At 44.8% G+C, this 17,667-nt stretch carries 13 protein-coding genes; 5 read left to right on the plus strand and 8 right to left on the minus strand.

From position 1 onward, the window contains the following. Window positions 1–16 precede the first annotated feature (16 nt). The 5 genes from hrpA to R7R78_RS01775 all read left to right on the plus strand — a co-directional run bounded on the left by hrpA (window position 17) and on the right by R7R78_RS01775 (window position 7,839). Window positions 17–4,003 carry an ATP-dependent RNA helicase HrpA gene (gene hrpA, locus R7R78_RS01755; protein ID WP_225472905.1) on the plus strand — a complete coding sequence of 1,329 codons (3,987 nt, stop codon included), beginning with the start codon at window positions 17–19 and terminating at the stop codon, window positions 4,001–4,003. Between the two features lie 182 nt (window positions 4,004–4,185). Then, window positions 4,186–4,665 (plus strand): outer membrane beta-barrel protein, encoded by a 480-nt coding sequence (locus R7R78_RS01760; protein WP_021033871.1) that lies wholly within the window; start codon window positions 4,186–4,188, stop codon window positions 4,663–4,665. A 199-nt stretch (window positions 4,666–4,864) separates the two neighbouring features. After that, the gene (locus R7R78_RS01765; RefSeq protein WP_005377661.1) at window positions 4,865–5,380 is read left to right on the plus strand and encodes an outer membrane beta-barrel protein; all 516 of its coding nucleotides are present in this window, start codon (window positions 4,865–4,867) and stop codon (window positions 5,378–5,380) included. A gap of 362 nt (window positions 5,381–5,742) precedes the next feature. After that, a complete protein-coding gene (locus R7R78_RS01770) occupies window positions 5,743–7,323 on the plus strand; it encodes a BCCT family transporter (RefSeq protein ID WP_005377659.1) in 1,581 nt (526 codons plus the stop codon). Between the two features lie 126 nt (window positions 7,324–7,449). Further along, window positions 7,450–7,839 carry an AAA family ATPase gene (locus tag R7R78_RS01775; RefSeq protein WP_213877496.1) on the plus strand — a complete coding sequence of 130 codons (390 nt, stop codon included), beginning with the start codon at window positions 7,450–7,452 and terminating at the stop codon, window positions 7,837–7,839. Window positions 7,840–7,858: 19 nt separating this feature from the next. Here R7R78_RS01775 and R7R78_RS01780 read toward each other — a convergent pair whose 3' ends face one another. The 8 genes from R7R78_RS01780 to R7R78_RS01815 all read right to left on the minus strand — a co-directional run bounded on the left by R7R78_RS01780 (window position 7,859) and on the right by R7R78_RS01815 (window position 17,657). Continuing rightward, on the minus strand, window positions 7,859–8,497 hold the full coding sequence (locus R7R78_RS01780; protein ID WP_225472906.1) for a sugar transferase: 639 nt from the start codon (window positions 8,495–8,497) through the stop codon (window positions 7,859–7,861). Between the two features lie 10 nt (window positions 8,498–8,507). Continuing rightward, window positions 8,508–9,698, minus strand: a complete 1,191-nt coding sequence (locus tag R7R78_RS01785) for a glycosyltransferase family 2 protein (protein WP_176310954.1) — start codon at window positions 9,696–9,698, stop codon at window positions 8,508–8,510. After that, entirely contained in the window at window positions 9,691–10,809 is a 1,119-nt protein-coding gene (locus R7R78_RS01790; RefSeq protein ID WP_225472907.1) for a glycosyltransferase, read from the minus strand. Before R7R78_RS01790 ends, R7R78_RS01785 begins: the two co-directional genes overlap by 8 nt. Window positions 10,810–11,030: 221 nt before the next feature. Further along, the gene (locus R7R78_RS01795; protein WP_225472908.1) at window positions 11,031–12,464 is read right to left on the minus strand and encodes a GumC family protein; all 1,434 of its coding nucleotides are present in this window, start codon (window positions 12,462–12,464) and stop codon (window positions 11,031–11,033) included. Continuing rightward, window positions 12,461–13,585, minus strand: a complete 1,125-nt coding sequence (locus tag R7R78_RS01800) for a glycosyltransferase (protein WP_225472909.1) — start codon at window positions 13,583–13,585, stop codon at window positions 12,461–12,463. Before R7R78_RS01800 ends, R7R78_RS01795 begins: the two co-directional genes overlap by 4 nt. A gap of 115 nt (window positions 13,586–13,700) precedes the next feature. After that, window positions 13,701–15,065, minus strand: coding sequence for an O-antigen ligase family protein (locus tag R7R78_RS01805; protein ID WP_005377645.1), 1,365 nt, complete (start codon window positions 15,063–15,065; stop codon window positions 13,701–13,703). Continuing rightward, entirely contained in the window at window positions 15,062–16,492 is a 1,431-nt protein-coding gene (locus tag R7R78_RS01810; RefSeq protein WP_065274518.1) for a lipopolysaccharide biosynthesis protein, read from the minus strand. The genes R7R78_RS01805 and R7R78_RS01810 overlap by 4 nt, the downstream gene beginning before the upstream one ends. After that, a complete protein-coding gene (locus tag R7R78_RS01815) occupies window positions 16,485–17,657 on the minus strand; it encodes a glycosyltransferase (RefSeq protein ID WP_017634933.1) in 1,173 nt (390 codons plus the stop codon). Before R7R78_RS01815 ends, R7R78_RS01810 begins: the two co-directional genes overlap by 8 nt. Window positions 17,658–17,667: the final 10 nt, after the last annotated feature.

A 17,667-nucleotide genomic window follows, 5' to 3' on the forward strand; every position in this document is an offset into this window, starting at 1 on the left:
AAGAATAGGAAACGCTTTGACTTCGTCACAGCCCCCAAAAAAGAATCTAGCTGAAGAGCAAGCGACACCGTCAAATGGTGCGCAAAAAGCGACAGCGAAACAAGCTCAAACACCTCAGGCTCAAGTGAATAGCGCGGCATCTCTGCGTAAAGCGCTGAATCAGTGCATGATGCGCGACCGTTTCCGCTTGAGTAAACGTATTTCTGGTGCAAGCAAAATTAAGAAGGACGCAGCGCGTAATGCTGTGTTCGACGAAATCGCATTAGACATCGCAAAATCCATGATGGTTGCAGAGCAGCGCAGCAACTACAAACCAACGATTGAATACCCAGAAATCCTGCCTGTAAGCCAAAAACGCGACGATATTGCGAAAGCGATCGAAGAAAACCAAGTGGTTATCGTCGCGGGTGAAACCGGTTCTGGTAAAACCACTCAGCTACCAAAAATCTGTGCTGAGCTTGGTCGCGGTAAATTTGGCATGATTGGTCATACTCAGCCTCGTCGTCTTGCAGCGCGTTCGGTTGCTAACCGTATTGCCGAAGAGATGGAAACCAAGCTTGGTGAGTTTGTTGGTTACAAGGTTCGATTCAACGATCAGATCTCTGAAAATACCCAAATCAAATTGATGACGGACGGTATCTTGTTGGCTGAAATTCAGCATGACCGTTTCTTGAATCAATACGACACCATCATTATCGATGAAGCGCACGAGCGCAGCCTCAACATCGATTTCATCTTGGGTTACTTGAAAGAGTTGCTGCCACGTCGTCCTGATTTGAAAGTGATCATCACGTCGGCAACCATCGACCCAGAACGCTTCTCAAAACACTTCAACAATGCACCAATCATTGAAGTATCGGGTCGTACTTACCCAGTAGAAACACGTTACCGCCCACTAAGCGGTGATGACGACAATGATCGTGACCAGCTTGAAGGCATCTTCGAAGCGGTAGATGAACTGTGCGATGAAGGTTTAGGTGACATCCTGATTTTCATGAACGGTGAACGTGAAATCCGTGATACCGCAGATGCATTGTCCAAACGTAATCTGAAGAGCACGGAAATTGTGCCGCTTTACGCGCGTTTGTCGGCAGGTGAGCAGAATAAGATTTTCCAACCTCACACTGGTCGCCGAATTGTACTGGCAACCAACGTAGCAGAAACCTCGCTAACCGTTCCGGGTATTAAATATGTTATCGACCCGGGCACGGCGCGTATCAGTCGATACAGTTACCGTACTAAGGTTCAGCGTCTTCCAATCGAGCCAGTTTCTCAGGCGAGTGCGAACCAGCGTAAAGGTCGTTGTGGTCGTGTGGAAGAGGGTATCTGTATTCGTCTGTACTCAGAGGAAGATTTTGAGTCACGCCCAGAGTTTACTGATCCTGAAATCCTGCGTACCAATCTAGCGTCGGTTATCTTGCAAATGACGGCACTTGGTTTGGGTGATATTCAAGCGTTTCCGTTTGTGGAAGCACCGGATAAACGTAACATCCAAGACGGCGTGCGTTTGCTGGAAGAGCTTGGTGCGATTAACTCTGAGGTAAAAGACCCGAAAAAGCGCCTGACTTCCATTGGTCGCCAATTAGCGCGTTTGCCAATCGATCCGCGCTTGGCGCGTATGGTATTGGAAGCGCCAAAATATGGTGCGCTTAAAGAAGTGATGATCATTGCAGCGGCCTTGTCGATTCAAGATCCACGCGAACGTCCTTCAGATAAACAACAATCGTCAGACGATAAGCATCGTCGTTTCTTCCATGAAGAATCGGACTTCCTGACATTTGTGAATTTGTGGGAATACATCCAAAAGCAGCAAAAAGCCCTGTCTAGCAATCAGTTCCGCAAACAGTGTAAGCAAGACTATTTGAACTACTTGCGCGTTCGCGAGTGGCAAGACGTTTACTTCCAAATTCATCAGTCGATGCGTGAAATGGAATTCAAACTTAACGATGAGCCTGCTTCTTACCATGGTGTACACAGTGCGATCTTGGTTGGTTTGCTGTCGCACATCGGTATGAAAGACCAAGAAAAGAATGAATATCAAGGCGCGCGCAATGCTCGTTTCCATATCTTCCCTGCATCGGGTCTATTTAAGAAACAACCTAAGTGGATAATGTCAGCCGAGTTGGTGGAAACCTCGAAACTTTGGGGCCGTATCATCGCAAAGATTCAACCAGAATGGATTGAGCCGTTAGCTAAACACCTTATTAAACGCAGTTACAGCGAACCACATTGGTCGAAGAAACGTGCGGCGGTGATGGCGCACGAGAAAGTCATGCTTTACGGCGTACCAATTGTACCGAAACGCTTGGTCAACTACGGCAGTATCGATTCGACCGTAAGTCGCGAAATCTTCATTCGTAGTGCATTGGTTGAGGGTGAATGGGAAACCAAACACGCGTTCTTTAAGCAAAACCGTAAGCTTCTGCAAGAAGTGGAAGAGCTTGAGCATAAATCTCGTCGTCGAGACATCTTAGTGGATGATGATGAGCTGTTTGATTTCTATGACCAACGCGTTGGCACCGAAGTGGTGTCTGGTAAGCATTTCGATACGTGGTGGAAAAAGGCATCTAAAGAAAATCCGGAACTGCTGAACTTTGAAAAAGAGATGCTGTTCAAGGGTGATGCTAGCCATGTGAACGATTTGGATTACCCGAACTTCTGGCATCAAAATGGTTTGAAGCTCAAATTGAGTTACCAATTTGAACCAGGCGATGATAGTGACGGTGTCACAGTGCATTTGCCGTTGCCGATTTTAAACCAAGTTGAACCAGCGGGCTTTGACTGGCAGATCCCAGGTTTACGCCATGAGCTTGTGGTTAGCTTGATTAAATCGTTGCCAAAGACAATTCGTAAGAACTTTGTGCCTGCGCCGAACTATGCCGATGCATTCTTAGCGCGCGTTACGCCAATGGAAGCGCCGCTGTTAGATTCATTGGAGAAAGAGTTGCGACGCATGACGGGCGTAGAAGTGCTGCGTGAAGACTGGAACTTGGAACAAGTACCTGAGCACTTGAAAGTCACGTTTCGTGCGGTTGATCACCGAAATCGTAAACTGAAGGAAAACAAAGACCTTCATGAACTGAAAGAAAGTTTGAAAGACAAAGTTCAAGAAACGCTTTCCAAAGTGGCGGATGACGATATCGAACAGCAAGGTCTGCATACGTGGAGTTTTGGAGAATTGCCGAAAGTGTATCAACAAAAACGTGGCGGCTACGATGTAAAAGCGTATCCGGCGCTTGTTGATACCAAAGACAGCGTTGAAATCAAACTCTACGAAACCGAATTTGAGCAGATCACCGCAATGCGTGCTGGCCAGCGCCGCCTAATTTTATTGAACGTACCGTCGCCAATTAAATATTTGCACGCCAACTTACCGAACAAATCGAAGCTGGGTCTGTACTTTAATCCATACGGCAAAGTGCTTGATCTGATAGATGACTGCATTGCCTGTGGTGTCGATAAGCTTATTGAAGAGCAGGGTGGTTTAGTTTGGGAGCCAGAGAAGTTCGAAGCGTTGAAAGAACACGTTCGTGCTGAATTGGGTGACACCGTTGTAGAGATTGCTCAACAGGTTGAGACTATTCTGACCACGGCGTTTAGCATCAATAAGAAGCTAAAAGGCAAGATCGACTTCACAATGGCGTTTGCTCTGTCCGATATCAAAGCACAAATTGAAGGCTTGATCTTCAAAGGCTTTGCAACGGAATGTGGCTGGAAACGCTTGCCGGATATTCTTCGCTACATGCGCGCGATAGAGCGTCGTATGGAGAAGTTGCCAATCGATCCAAACAAAGATCGTTTACATATGCTGAAGATTGAATCTGTGACTCAAGACTATAAAGAGTTGCTGAACAAGATCCCGAAAGGTGTGGCCATTCCTGAAAATGTAAAAGAAGTGCGTTGGATGATTGAAGAGCTTCGCGTGAGTTATTTTGCTCAACAATTAGGCACTCCTTATCCTGTTTCTGATAAACGAGTCAAAAACGCAATTGATGCTTGCTAATCAACCAGTAAAATAGTGTCAGATTTGTAATTATCGCTTAAGAAGTTGCTGGTACACTAATTGCTAGTAACTCAATAAGCATTATTTTTTAGTTCTGGGAGGCAATAGTTCGCCTCCCTTTATTTGTAGTACCAACGACTGAGTTATGCAGACGTGGGAATAATAAAGAGTAAAGGTAGATGATGAAAAAAACTCTATTAGCAGTGGCGCTACTTGGCGCATCTTCTGCGGCAATGGCGGATTCTTGGATTTACGGTGGTGCAACAGTAGGTCAGTCTGACTACAAAGGTGAGACGGACACATCATACTCTGTTCACGTTGGTACAGGCATTCTACCTATCATTGGTGTTGAAGCTGGTGTAACACAACACGGTGAGTTCAACGTAAATGGTCAGGACACTAAGCTAACTTCTTACTACGCAGCACTTAAGCCAAGTATCGACTTCGGTCCGCTACACGTGTACGCAAAAGGTGGTTTCCATCAGTGGGACAAAAAAGTGAAAGGCGGCAAAGACGATGACGATTTGGACCTAATGTACGGTGTGGGTGCTGAGTACTTCATTTTTGGCCCAATGTCTGTTGGTGCTAGCTACATGAACTACACTGCTGGTAAAGACGATATCAGCACGTTCTCTGTTAACGCAACACTACATTTCCTATAAGCGTCAAGCTTTCTAACACCATATGAAACACACCGGCTTTATGTCGGTGTTTTTTTGTCTGGAAGTCACAAAACAAAAGTTGAACATAAATTGTTCACTTTTAGAGTCTTAAAATGCCTATGCTTTCCAATATATAGTGGCGATTAAATGCGCATATTTGCGTAATGTTTCGCTTAGGAATCGATCAGGAAGGGATAGTATGAAAAAAACACTCTCGTTATTCGCTCTAACGTTGTGCTCAACGTCAGCAATGGCTGACTCTTGGATTTACGCTGGTGGTCAAATTGGTCAGTCCGATATCGACAGCGAAAATGATACAACTTATGGTATTCATGTCGGTACTGGTATTTTGCCATTCATTGGCATTGAAGCAGGCTACTTTAACCACGGCAAAGTGGATTTATCTTTGAGTGGCAGCAGGGGTAGTGCTGATTTTGATTCATTCTATTTAGCGGCGAAACCTAGTATCGACTTCGGCCCGTTACACGTTTACGCAAAAGGCGGCATCAATGCATTCAACGTTGATTATGACGGCGGACTGAGAAACTTAGACAAAGATGATGGCGTCTCTTACATGTATGGTGTTGGTGCCGAATACTTCTTGCTTGACAATGTGTCTGTGGGCGCGAGTTATCAAGCGTTTGGCGTGGATATTGAAGGCGATAGCGATACCGTTAGCAGCGTAACAGGGAACATCACCTTCCATTTCTTATAACGCTCGCTGGATGAAAGGTTTGCTGATTTGGTTTCGTCGTTAATTGTGAAACCAAATCAGCGCAGGTCTTCTCTATTTGCGCTGTGACTGGCTATGAACTTAAGTCTTTCTTGTGTCTTTTCTAGTCTACAACCTACGACAAAATCAATCGTTAGACCTCATAATTTTTGTGTTGATATCATTTTCCCTTCATCTGTCTCGAATTGAGCTTAAAATGCAATAAATCACGACTTTTTGCAAAAATATGTGATTGCTGCTAAAATTTGTCCCGCTTTAAAACTTTAGAGTTCAAATTAATGGAGGGCGGTATTGGAGTTCTTCTCACCTGAGGGGCGTTTCAAATTCACGTTAAATTTGTATTTATGGATAATGCATTTAAAAAATATAGTATTGATACAACCGATTATCAGGTTGGACAGGATAACGTTCAAAAGTGGGGATTCGATATACATAACCCGGTTTTTGGCATTAGTGCGGGGCTCGTTGTTTTCTGTCTGATTTCACTTCTTCTTGTTGAGCCAACCACTGCTCGTGACGTATTAAACGGTCTAAAAAACGGAATTATCGAACAGTTTGATGCGTTTTTTATGTGGTCGACAAACTTCTTCTTATTGTTCGCCGTTGCTCTTCTTTTTTCTCCGCTAGGTAAAATCCGCTTAGGTGGCAAAGAAGCAACGCCGGATCACTCAACCGTTTCTTGGTTGTCGATGCTTTTCGCCGCGGGTATGGGTATTGGTCTTCTGTTCTGGAGTGTGGCTGAGCCGACCGCGTATTTCACTGATTGGTGGGGAATGCCACTTAACGCAGTACCATACACCGAAGAAGCAAAATCCCTTGCGATGGGTGCCACTATGTTCCACTGGGGTGTGCATGGTTGGAGTATTTACGCACTCGTTGCACTAGCATTAGCGTTTTTTGCCTTTAACAAAGGTTTACCACTTTCATTGCGCGCGGCGTTCTATCCAATTTTTGGTGACCGTGCATGGGGTTGGTTAGGTCACGTTATTGATATCCTTGCCGTTTTGTCGACGCTATTTGGTCTTGCAACGTCGCTAGGTCTAGGTGCTCAGCAGGCGACCAGTGGTATTAACCATGTCTTTGGTCTAGAAGGCGGCATTGGTACACAAATGATTGTGATCACCTTCGTTACCTTTATCGCGGTGTTATCAGTGATTCGTGGCATTGATGGTGGTGTTAAGCTACTGAGTAACGTCAATATGGTGGTTGCGTTTGCGCTGCTTATTTTCATTACCTTCATCACGTTTGATACGGCGTGGAGCTCGCTACGCGACACAACAATGGCTTACATTGAAAATATTATTCCATTGAGTAACCCTCACGGTCGTGAAGATGAAACTTGGATGCACGGCTGGACGGTATTCTACTGGGCTTGGTGGGTATCTTGGTCACCGTTTGTTGGTATGTTTATCGCGCGTGTGTCTAAAGGTCGTACGGTTCGAGAATTCTTATTCGCAGTCATCGTTATTCCTACAGTTGTTACTTTGATTTGGATGTCTGTGTTTGGTGGTATCGCGCTTGACCAAGTGGTGAATAAAGTTGGTGAGCTAGGTGCAAATGGCCTAACTGATATTTCATTGACTCTGTTCCATGTTTACGATGCGCTTCCGTATAGCTCAGTGATTTCAATGCTTTCTATCGTGCTGATTCTGGTATTCTTTATTACATCGTCAGACTCTGGCTCGCTGGTTATCGATAGTATTACCGCCGGTGGTAAGATTGATGCACCAGTACCGCAACGCATTTTCTGGGCGTGTATTGAAGGTGCAATTGCAGCCGTAATGCTTTGGGTTGGTGGTAAAGAAGCCCTGCAAGCATTGCAATCAGGCGTTGTTGCAACAGGATTACCGTTTACTTTTGTTCTGCTGTTGATGTGTGTCAGTTTGGTGAAAGGGTTAAGAACTGAACTGCCAGCTTACAAATAAATACAACGCGATCCATGATTGAGTTTAAATGCCGAGCCTTATGTGCTCGGCATTTTTTATTTCTACTTTTCTTTTCCAATAATTTCGTTACAGTTTAGGCTTATTTCCACCTCATTAAACTGCATTATGTCACTGGCTAAACTCATTCTTATTCGTGGACTTCCGGGTTCAGGTAAAACAACCTTAGCAAAACAACTGGCAATAGAGCTTGGTGCTAAGCATTTTGAAGCTGACATGTATTTTGAAAATGATGAAGGTGATTATCACTTTGAACCGGTTCAATTACCTCAAGCGCATGAGTGGTGTTTTCAGCAAACTAGAAAGTGGTTGAACAAAGGGAAAGTCGTGATTGTGAGCAATACGTTTGTTCGACATTGGGAGATGAAGCGTTACATGGACTACTGCATGAAGAAGCACATCGAGGTGGAAATTAAAGTGTGTCACGGAGCGTATCAAAGCATTCATGACGTGCCACCAGCGACGATAGAAAAGATGCGCCGCCAGTGGCAAGAGTGACTGTTACCAGAACCGGAAGCTATTGACCTCGTCCGTCAATCATCACAACGAATGTTTTGCTCATGATTGAAAGGTCCATTGAAATCCAAGAGTAAAACGAACCTAAGCTTAGTGCGTAACTGTGGTCAAACCCAACTTTGCGTCTTACATCTTCAATGCATGCATCATAGCCTTGGTTAACCTGAGCTAAGCCTGTGATACCTGGTAACACGCCATATGTGCGCTCTACAAAATAGGGGATTTCATCTTCCAATTTCTGGTAGAAAGCTGGGCGTTCTGGGCGCGGCCCAATCATCGACATTTCACCTCTCAACACATTAAACAGTTGAGGTAGTTCATCTAAACGCGTTTTGCGTAAAAAGCGTCCTACTGGCGTGATGCGGGGATCATTTTGAGTTGCCCATACTGCGCCAGAGCGTTGCTCTGCATCAATATACATGGTGCGAAACTTCATGATTTGAAAAAGATCCATTTTTTCTGGTGTGCAGCGTCCTACTCGCAATTGGCGATAAATCACAGGGCCTTTCGATGTGGTTTTGATCGCTAGCGCGATAAATGGGAATAGTGGTGCAGTGACGACCAAAATAAGCATTGCAACCAGTACATCAAACGTTCTTTTTGCGTGGCATACATTTGAATCGTAGCGTGAGTTTTTCATGATGCTTTCCTTATTGGTTGACGCGTTTCCAACGTCCATTTTCCATTCCGAGCAAATACTTCATACCGCCGATAAAGTTGGCGAGATGACCAATGACGATGTAGCTAATCAGCTTAAAAGGTTTAATTGTGTTAAGTGCTGGCATCAAGTAAGTGATAAGCGCGATGCTATAAATGCCAACTTGAGCGAACAGCATTACTTGAAACAGCGGATTGTGTGCCAGTAGTAGTGAGCAAATAAAGCAAACAATCATCAAATAGGGTGTTGCTAAGCGCAGAACCTTTCCCGATAGAAATGCAAAGGCAGTGCCACGATAACGAGGTAGCAGTAATTGCTTTAATTGCATGAGCTGCTGCATGTTACCCGCTGAAATTCTTAGGCGCCGCTTGAAATCTGCGTTGTCTGAGCTCTGTTCTAGTTCAAGAGCCAGCATGTTTGGCTCGTAAATAGCGCTATAGCCTCGCAAAACGATTCTCATAGGGAGAATAAAGTCGTCATTAATGGTGCTGACTTCCAGTGGTTCAAATAAGTGAGTTCTGAAAGTGTAAAATGCACCGTGGGAACCAATCGTTGAACCTAACAAGGATTCTTGATGCTTTACTCGAGACTGGTATCGCCAATACGCCGCTTCACCTTGGTTATCAGTACTCATTATTTGATATGTTGCGTTAACCACTCCAACGTTCTCATTTTGATAATGCTGACTAGCTAGCAACAGAGAATCGCAAGAAATCAATGCCGACGTGTCACTCAGTGCGGTAATGTCCGAGCTAACATGACGCATTTCTTCGTTGAGTAGGGCAACTTTACCGCGATTGACTTGGTGATCATTAATAATGAACAGAGTATCAGAGCAGATTGCTTCTTGAATTGTCGCTTGAGCAATCTCGGCTGTGTTATCTGTGCAGCCATCACATGCGATCACTACCCTTAATTTATCCCTCGGGTAATCTAGGCTCGCAAGGTTACGGATCTTCTCTGCTATCCATTGTTCTTCATTGTAGGCGGGCACGATGACAGTAATAGAGGGTAGCTGGTTATCTGTTTTGGAGGCTTTGTAAGCTCGCTCTACAAATGGTGCTTTGGTTTCGGCTTGCCGTTTTAAAGGAAGCCATTTAAGGAGCAGTGGGTACCCAACGTGATGATAGACAATCAAAAATGCGGATAAACCAAACCCTATAATCCAAAGTAAATCATTCATAGCTAGCCTCCTTGGCCAAACGTGAGTAGCGACTCACCATGTCTCTGATATCAAAGTGTTTGAGAATAAAAGTTCGAGGAGAACGGTGTGATGATTCCAGTTGTTGTGATAACGCTTCTGCCAACGAAAACACGCGATTTGCTTCAACCAGTGTGCTGTTGTTCGGACAGAGCGTCTCTTTCACGCCGCCAACATCCGTTGCGACGCAAGGAATGTCACATGCTTGAGCCTCGAGGGTTGAGAGAGGAAAGCCCTCCTGAAGTGATGGTAAGCAAAACAAGTCTAGGCTTTGGTAAAAGCTGGGCATATCGTCGACCAAGCCTAAAAAGGTTACTCGATCTTCAAGTTTTAACGTTCTAACTTGTGCTTCCAATTGAGCTCGCTGAGAACCATCTCCAGCAATGGCTAGGTGTGTGTTTGGCGTAAGATGAGAGAATGCTTCGATAAGCACTTTATGGCCTTTAACTGCTTCTAGACGCCCGGCAACGCCAATCACGATTTTGTCGGTTGGAAGTTCAAACAAGTGTCTTGTTGCCGTTTGGTCACCGCTTTTAAACTTCTGACAGTCAATCCCGTTATGGATAGTACAAACTTTGCGATACTTTAACTTAGTCTGTATTTGATGGGCGACAAAGTTAGCATCGGCAACTACTTGCGGGCGAATCATCGTTAGCAAAAGGGACTGTAGTCGAGCTGATTTTTTGTTATTAAGGTGCCATGCGTCGTGCTCGGTATGAATCACTACAGGTACGTGCGCTAAACGTGCCGCAATCCCACCATATAAGAGTGGTCCGATATGGTGAGTGTGGACCACGTCTGGTCGCATTCTTTTTATCATTGAAGTCAGTGTAGCGATGGTCTTCCCGCTGAATCCAGGTCTTTTATTAAGAAAGTGCAGTTGGCCTTGGTAGGGCAATAGTTTTTGCCAGCATTGCAGTGCTTGCGCTTTGCTTCCCTCTAAACTTACGACAAAAACGGAATGGTTTGGCTGCGCAAAACGAAGCATTTCTAGTACGAGCGTTTCTAAGCCGCCAGGAGCTAAGTGCTGCACGACGTGTAATATCACTTTTTTGCTGTGCTTAGTGTTATTGTGCTTTTGTCTGACTTCCATTTTCAAACCCTCGTTGAGTTCTTTGTTTATTTAGGAATTGCAGACAACGTGCCAAGAAATTAAGCATTTAAAAACAATAAGTTAGATTCAGTTCGTGTGAGGTTCTATGTTTATTCTCAATTTGAGATTCATATTAGTGGACATGCTATGAGGCTGTATAAGGCAGTAGTAAAAGAAAAGCACTCGCCGACCGAGTGCTTGTAAATGAGTTCTTATGGCGGTTAGTTTCCGTACACTACGTTAGGTAAAGTGGTGATGACAGGAACACCAAGGTGTTTTTCTAATGCTCTTTTAGAGCGGATAGAGTTATCGGCTAACTCTAGTATCGTCGCTAATCCAATGCCTAAACCAGCGCCACCAATAAATCCTAAAATGACAAATACAAAACTAGGTAAGTTAGTTGGAATCGTTGGCGTGAACGGTTCATCAATGATTTTTACGCGCTTATTCTCTTCAAATTCTCCCAAAGAACCCGTTAGTTGGGCCATCTCATAGCGTTCGACGAGTTCATCATACATTTCTCTCTTCACTGCGACGTCACGAGCTAAGCGGTTGATTTCTGTCGCTGTGCTCCCAAATTGGTGCGCATTTCGCTCTAATTCTTGGATCATGTCTCGCAAGCTGTTGGTTTCTTCCGTAAGTGCTTCAAAACGTCCGCGCATCATTTGTAATTGATGTAGTTGGGAGACAAGTAGAGGCTGTGCTTCGCCAAGACTGTTTACTGTGGTATTGCTCGCGATATCCCATAGTTGAGCACTGTTTAGTTCTGGTTGTTTAGAGTTCAAGAGTACCGAGCGTTCCTGCTCCAACCGGTTTAATTCTCGCAACTTACCTTGCACCAAACTATGCGCCTCTGTGTATTTAGCGCGAAGCAGGGTAAGTTCACCACGAATGTCGATGATTTGCTCTTCCAGTTTACCGATAACCGGGTTCGTTTTGGATAGTTGTTGATCCAAACTGCCTAGACTTCGTGAAACACCAGCAAGCTCCGCTTCCTTTTCGGCTAGCGTTTGTTTGAGGCTAGCAAGGCGAGTAAGGCTTTGAGCTTGCATTTCGGGCGTCGCGTCTGAGTAAGTATTTTTATATTCTGCAAAGGCTTGCTCTGCCTTGTCTAGTTCTTCCCTGCGTTTGTTGATATGGATAGTCAAAAAATGGCTCGAATCTTTAATCGAAGAACGCTCAGGTGCCAAAAGCTGTTCGACAAAATGCTCTCTGACAGAGAGCAGCATCGACTCCATTCCTTCTGATTTACCACTTTGCAATTGAATTTGAATGAAGTCTTTACCGAGTGGCTGAACAGACAGGCGCGACGCAAGATCTTTTATGATGAACTCTTGCTCTTTTGCACTCATCTCGTCATTGATCAGCGATTGTTCTTTTGCGACAGAATACAAAACGTGTCGGCTTTTTAGCAGAGTACTGAGTGCGCTCAATCGGTCTTTAAGCATTGTTGAGACGGCAAGGTCTTGAAGGAACGGGTTCATTTTCGCTGTCTCTTGAATAAGCATGCTGGTATGAGCAACATAAGTCGTCGGAACCAGTTTACTTACGATGAAACCCAGCACAGGCAAGACAAGCATAGGAATAACGATCATGTAGCGACGTCTCCAAGCTCCATGTAACAGTACGCTGAGGTTTTCTCTTAAATCGTTCATAGCGCCCTCACTAATTTATCAACTTGGTTGGCTCTTGCTTCCCAGCTTTGCTGTTGAACAAATGACTTTGAATCTGTCGGTGGCGGTAGGAGGTGATCGAGACTGGCACGCACGTCTTCGACATCTTGAACCACATGAAGCATATGTTTGTAGGGCATTAATGCAGGAAACGGTGTGCTGATAACAGGGGTTCCTGTTGCCAAGTACTCAAGAAGTTTAAGCGGATTACATGCCTTGATTTGAGCGTTATCAACAAAGGGCAACCAACTGGCATCCCAGTGTTGGGAGTAGCTTGGCAGAGTGTGATGCGCTCTCGGGCCCAGGTAGTATAGGTTGCATCTTTGTGGAAGTGGATTATCACTGAACTCGTTAGGGCCGATGAACACGAGATCCCAGTCAGGCGCTTGGTCTGCGACTTGGGCAATTAAGTCGTAGTCTAACCATTCAGACAAACTGCCATAAAAGCCCAGCACTTTGCGACCATTATTAGGAAAATCTTCAGCCTTAGGTGCTGGCTCAGAAAACAGACTAACGTCGACACCGTGAGGCAAAGTGACGGTTTTACCAGATGGAAATTTGGTGGAGAGTGTTTCGCTTGCCGTAAAGATAACGCTGGCCGCATTAACAAGAGTACGTTCGTGCTTGGCCACCGTGTCGTGGTCAACACCAGCTAAAGCGCTAAAGTCATCGCCACAATAGTAAATCAGTCCACGTGGGTTCATTTCTGCACAAAGATCGGCAGCAGTCGGGAGCGACGTCCAAAATACAGGCTTATCAAAACCAAGAGCTTGTAATTGTTTGTTGAGTTGGTGTTTCATCATCTTAGCGGCCACTTTTCTTGCTAATGCAGAACTAGGGGCAGGAATGGTGAGCAAGTTGATGATGTGAATGTTTGGGTTTGTTTCAGAGTCCAATGTTGGCTTGTGTGAGCCTACGTTATGAAATACACGAGTGAGTTTGTTTAACGCACGCTGTATGTCTTTAGAATCCAGCTTAGGTTGACGAAGGCCAATGGAGTTCACCCAAAGGATTCGATGGTTCGCTGCTAGTTGCTTGACAATATGCTGAGTGGAAGAGGGTAACCCACCAAAATCTTCTCCAAATACTACGATGTCCGTCATGTGGCTCTCCTTGAGTCTTGGTTATTTGATTACTAATTAAGTGAGTAATCACAATGCGTGCCAAGGAATTAGCCATTTTAAAACAGTGAGTTATGGGTTTTGTTTATGTTTGAAACTAGGATTTCTCATTTTGACAGTCACTTTGAACAATTCGGCTAACGACAACTGTTAATGCCGCTAGAATGTAAATTGGCCAAGTGAAACCTTGAGTCAGAAACGTACCTGATACGATGGTACCGATAAGCCCACTTAACACGGCGTTTGCACCAACAGAGAGGGTGTAATCTGATTTTGGTGTCAACAATGAGATGGAATGCAAAGAGGTGCGGATCAATGACACAATTAAAGTAATGAACACCGCGAGCCCGACAAAACCCGTTTCTGCTAACACGCCAAACCAAGTGCTATGGACGGCGTGGTTGATACCATCCCAGTGTGGGCTGTAGAAATAGTAATTAAAATAGAAGTTATCTAGACCTACGCCAGTCAACGGATGATGCAGCGCCATTTTAAATGCCGCTTCCCACGCATAAAGTCGCCCCATCGCAGAGGCATCTATACCATCCTCAGCGGCTCCCCCCGATTCTCGTCCTGAAATACCAGCGAATGCGTAGAGTACGATCGCTGCGATAGCGCCTAATACCAAGACTAATGTTTTGCTTTTGATGTGTTTAAAAGCAAAGTAGGCAAATACAGACAGTGAACCTAGTAACCCCCCGCGGCTCTGCGTCTCAATGATCGCAAAGAACAAAACCAAACAGGTGATAAGGGCAAAGAGTCTGAGATGCTTGGGGGAATGCTTCTCCATCAATTGACTAACAGTAAAGGCAAGGGGAAACATCAGCACTAGTGCCAAATCGTTAGGATCGCCAAGTACTGAACCTATGGATCGTCCTATTGACACGCGCGTTCCTTCGACTAAATCAATGCCATTCGCAGCGTTTTGTAATGCCACTAAGCCAATCAATAATCCGGCGAAAATAATTGCTTTTGACATCTGAGCGAGCTGTGAAGGTTTAGTAATAAGCCAGGTGATGGCCAACGTCATAATGATGATTTTCCAATAGGTATTTTTGAACACCGTTATTGCGATATCACGACTGGAAGCGAATATTATTCCGATGATCACCAGACCCCAAAATATACACAGCCACTTTAATGAAGGGTGCCAAAAAGCTGTAATCTGGCGGCTTATAAGAAGGTGAAAGGCGAGTGCGGCGAGTGCCCCCAGTGATAACAGTAATGGGATCTTGAAGTTATAGATAACAGGAAAGGCTTCGTGAATACGAAAGAATGAAAAAATAACGAACAGTGTGACAAGCCAAAACGTTTGATTGAGAACAAACAGTAACGCGAGTGGTGCGAAACACAACGCAACAATCAAAATGGGATGAGGCATAACAATCCAAAGCAGGCCGATACAGACTGTAATCGTCAGTGCTGCGATGGACTGTTTTGTTCTCACCTTGGTTTCATTCATAACGAGTATCTCTTCACCTGTCCACGCCTTTTCACTATGTATCGAGTGAGAGCATTTAGCGTCTCTTTACTCATGTAGCGAGTGGCTATCCCTGCCAGCAAACTGCATGTCAAAATGCAAATTGCGATGGCGATGCCTATTGATTGTGAAGAGTGAAGCAGGAACAGTGCCACACCGGATATAATCTGTAATAAAACCATCAGACTTAGGTGGAAAGGCAACGCCATACATTGCTGGCCTACTACATAAGTCAGGCCCAGCTTACACAGTTGTGCGTAATAAAGCGCAATGAACCCCCCATAAATACCCAGAGAAGATAAGCCAAACAGCAAAGCAATCGCAACGCACGCAGAGACGACATTTATACCCAGTAGCCAGCGAGTACGACGCTTGTACAAAATGGAAATATTAATGAGTTCGCTCCATTCTTTTAACATGGCGATAGGCAGCAAGAATAAGCTGAATAGTACCGCCTCATGATAGGTTTCTGGCAGTAAGTAGGTGATCATCACCATTGCTAATGTGCCGACCACTACACTCAAACCTGTAATGTAAATCATACCTAAGTGTGTGATGCGCACTGCTTCAGTGTTCTTGCGCCCTTCTAAGTAATTAAATCGACGTGGCATCCACCACATGCCAAATGGCTGCACTAAAATACACATGCCCACTGCAAATTTTACCGCTATCGCGTAAATCCCTAACGTCGCAAGAGAAGTGTTGGCACCAATGAACCAGCGCTCAGCGCCATTGAGGCAGAACGCAACCAATCCAGCCATCATCATTGGTAGGCAGTAGTTTAGGTATTGTTTTGCCAATGTCAGCTTAGGAAGGGTGACATTGTAACGGTTAACGATGTGCAGCCAAACAAATTGAGTAATAGCAGCCAACAAGCCCCCCCACAAAACAGAAATAACATGGGGATGAACAGACAGCGCCGCGACGATAAAAATGACCTGAAAAATGGTGGTAGTGACCATGACGTTAAGCAGTGTTCTTGCTTTGTCGTCTTGTGTTCTTAACCAGGCAGTGCCGATTGCAATACTGCCCTCTAGAACGATGGCAAACATAACAATAGCAAATTCGACTCGCGTAAAAGGCGCGGGAATGGGGGCGATTAAAATGATAGTGAGCAAGCTAAGAGCGACGACGCCAGCGATGAGTAAAGCAAGTGAGTACAGCTGGTTTAGTAGGCTTGTGCGCGTATTTTGATCCTTTTCAACGCCGACGAATCGATAAAGCGCTTCATGCAAAGCGAAACTGACAAACAAGGTCGTAACAACACCAAAGGTTGTTAGAAGCTCAAGCTTGCCCATTTGCTCTGGTGAGAGAAAGTGGGGCAATACAGGCAGCATGATTAGGCTGATGCTTTTATTGATCACTAAGGCGATAGCAAATAGCGTCATGTTGGTCATTGCTTTAGACATGATCATATCCTTTGATGTCTCGCGGTGTCTTGAGTGTGCAATCATTGTTGGTAGCAATTTCGGCAGCAAGGTGCTGGGCGATTGGCAAATAACAACGTTCGGCTGTGTATAGTTGAGAAACATTGAGTGCTTCGATACCCATCGTTACTTTCATCCACGGCGATTCATTCAAAAGGCGAATTGCGTTGTGTAGCGAAGCCACATTGTTAGGCGTGTATTTAATACAATTTCGGCCGTGAGTTAACACGCGGTCCCAATAACTATCATCATGTGGAATGACGACACACATACCTGCAGCGAGAGCCTCCAAAATAGATAACCCAAAAGGTTCGTTGATACTGGTGGAAACAAACACACCACACTGTGAACGCAATTCATCTAAGTTGTTTGGGCACTCATGCCATTCAACACCTTGTGTGTTGAAGTCCGGTGTTGAATATTCCACACCTGCCACGTTAGGTTTGATGTAACACACGGTGGATTTGATCTTTTTCGACTCATCAAGTGTTAAAGCATCAAGCAAAAGATCGATGTTCTTCCATTTTAGTAAGCTAGCTGCCCAGAAAACGCGGCTTGAAATCGGATTCGCTTGTTTTGGCCAGCGATCTTTCGATAATCCATTAACAAACGTAGATGTATTCAAACCACACCAATAGCGTTCGGTGGCTGGCTTCTCTGTTTTGAGGTAGGCCTGTAATGCTTCTACCATTGATTCGCGGGTGTTTGCCAAGTAGTAAATTGCCGATGCTTTTACTAAGCAGTAGCCAGCAGATCTCGATCGTCCAATAGGACCATGAACCATCTGTACCACAGGCTTTTTGCTAATTAATCGTAGTAAGTACAAAGGCATATCATTACTTGGGCAAGATAGGCCCAAAAAGCTATCTATTTTTGGCAGCTTCATGCACGCGTAGAGAAGTTGGAGAAAGTAGTAAGCGTTCATCAACCAGTAGGTCAGGCCATGAGTCGAGTTAAATGGTGATGGTTTTATTTTTATAACTTGCACACGCGGTGTATCACTAAGCAGTGACGCCCAATGCTCTGGATTTGTAGTGAGTAGATAACCAATCACGTTCAGCTTATCGCACTGCTTAAGGAGCTCTGCATTCGCGATTTTGGATCCACCTTGCATTGGGATGGCGTCGAACATCAATACACGTTTCATGACCGGGCTC

The organism is Vibrio sp. 2134-1, assembly GCF_033339495.1.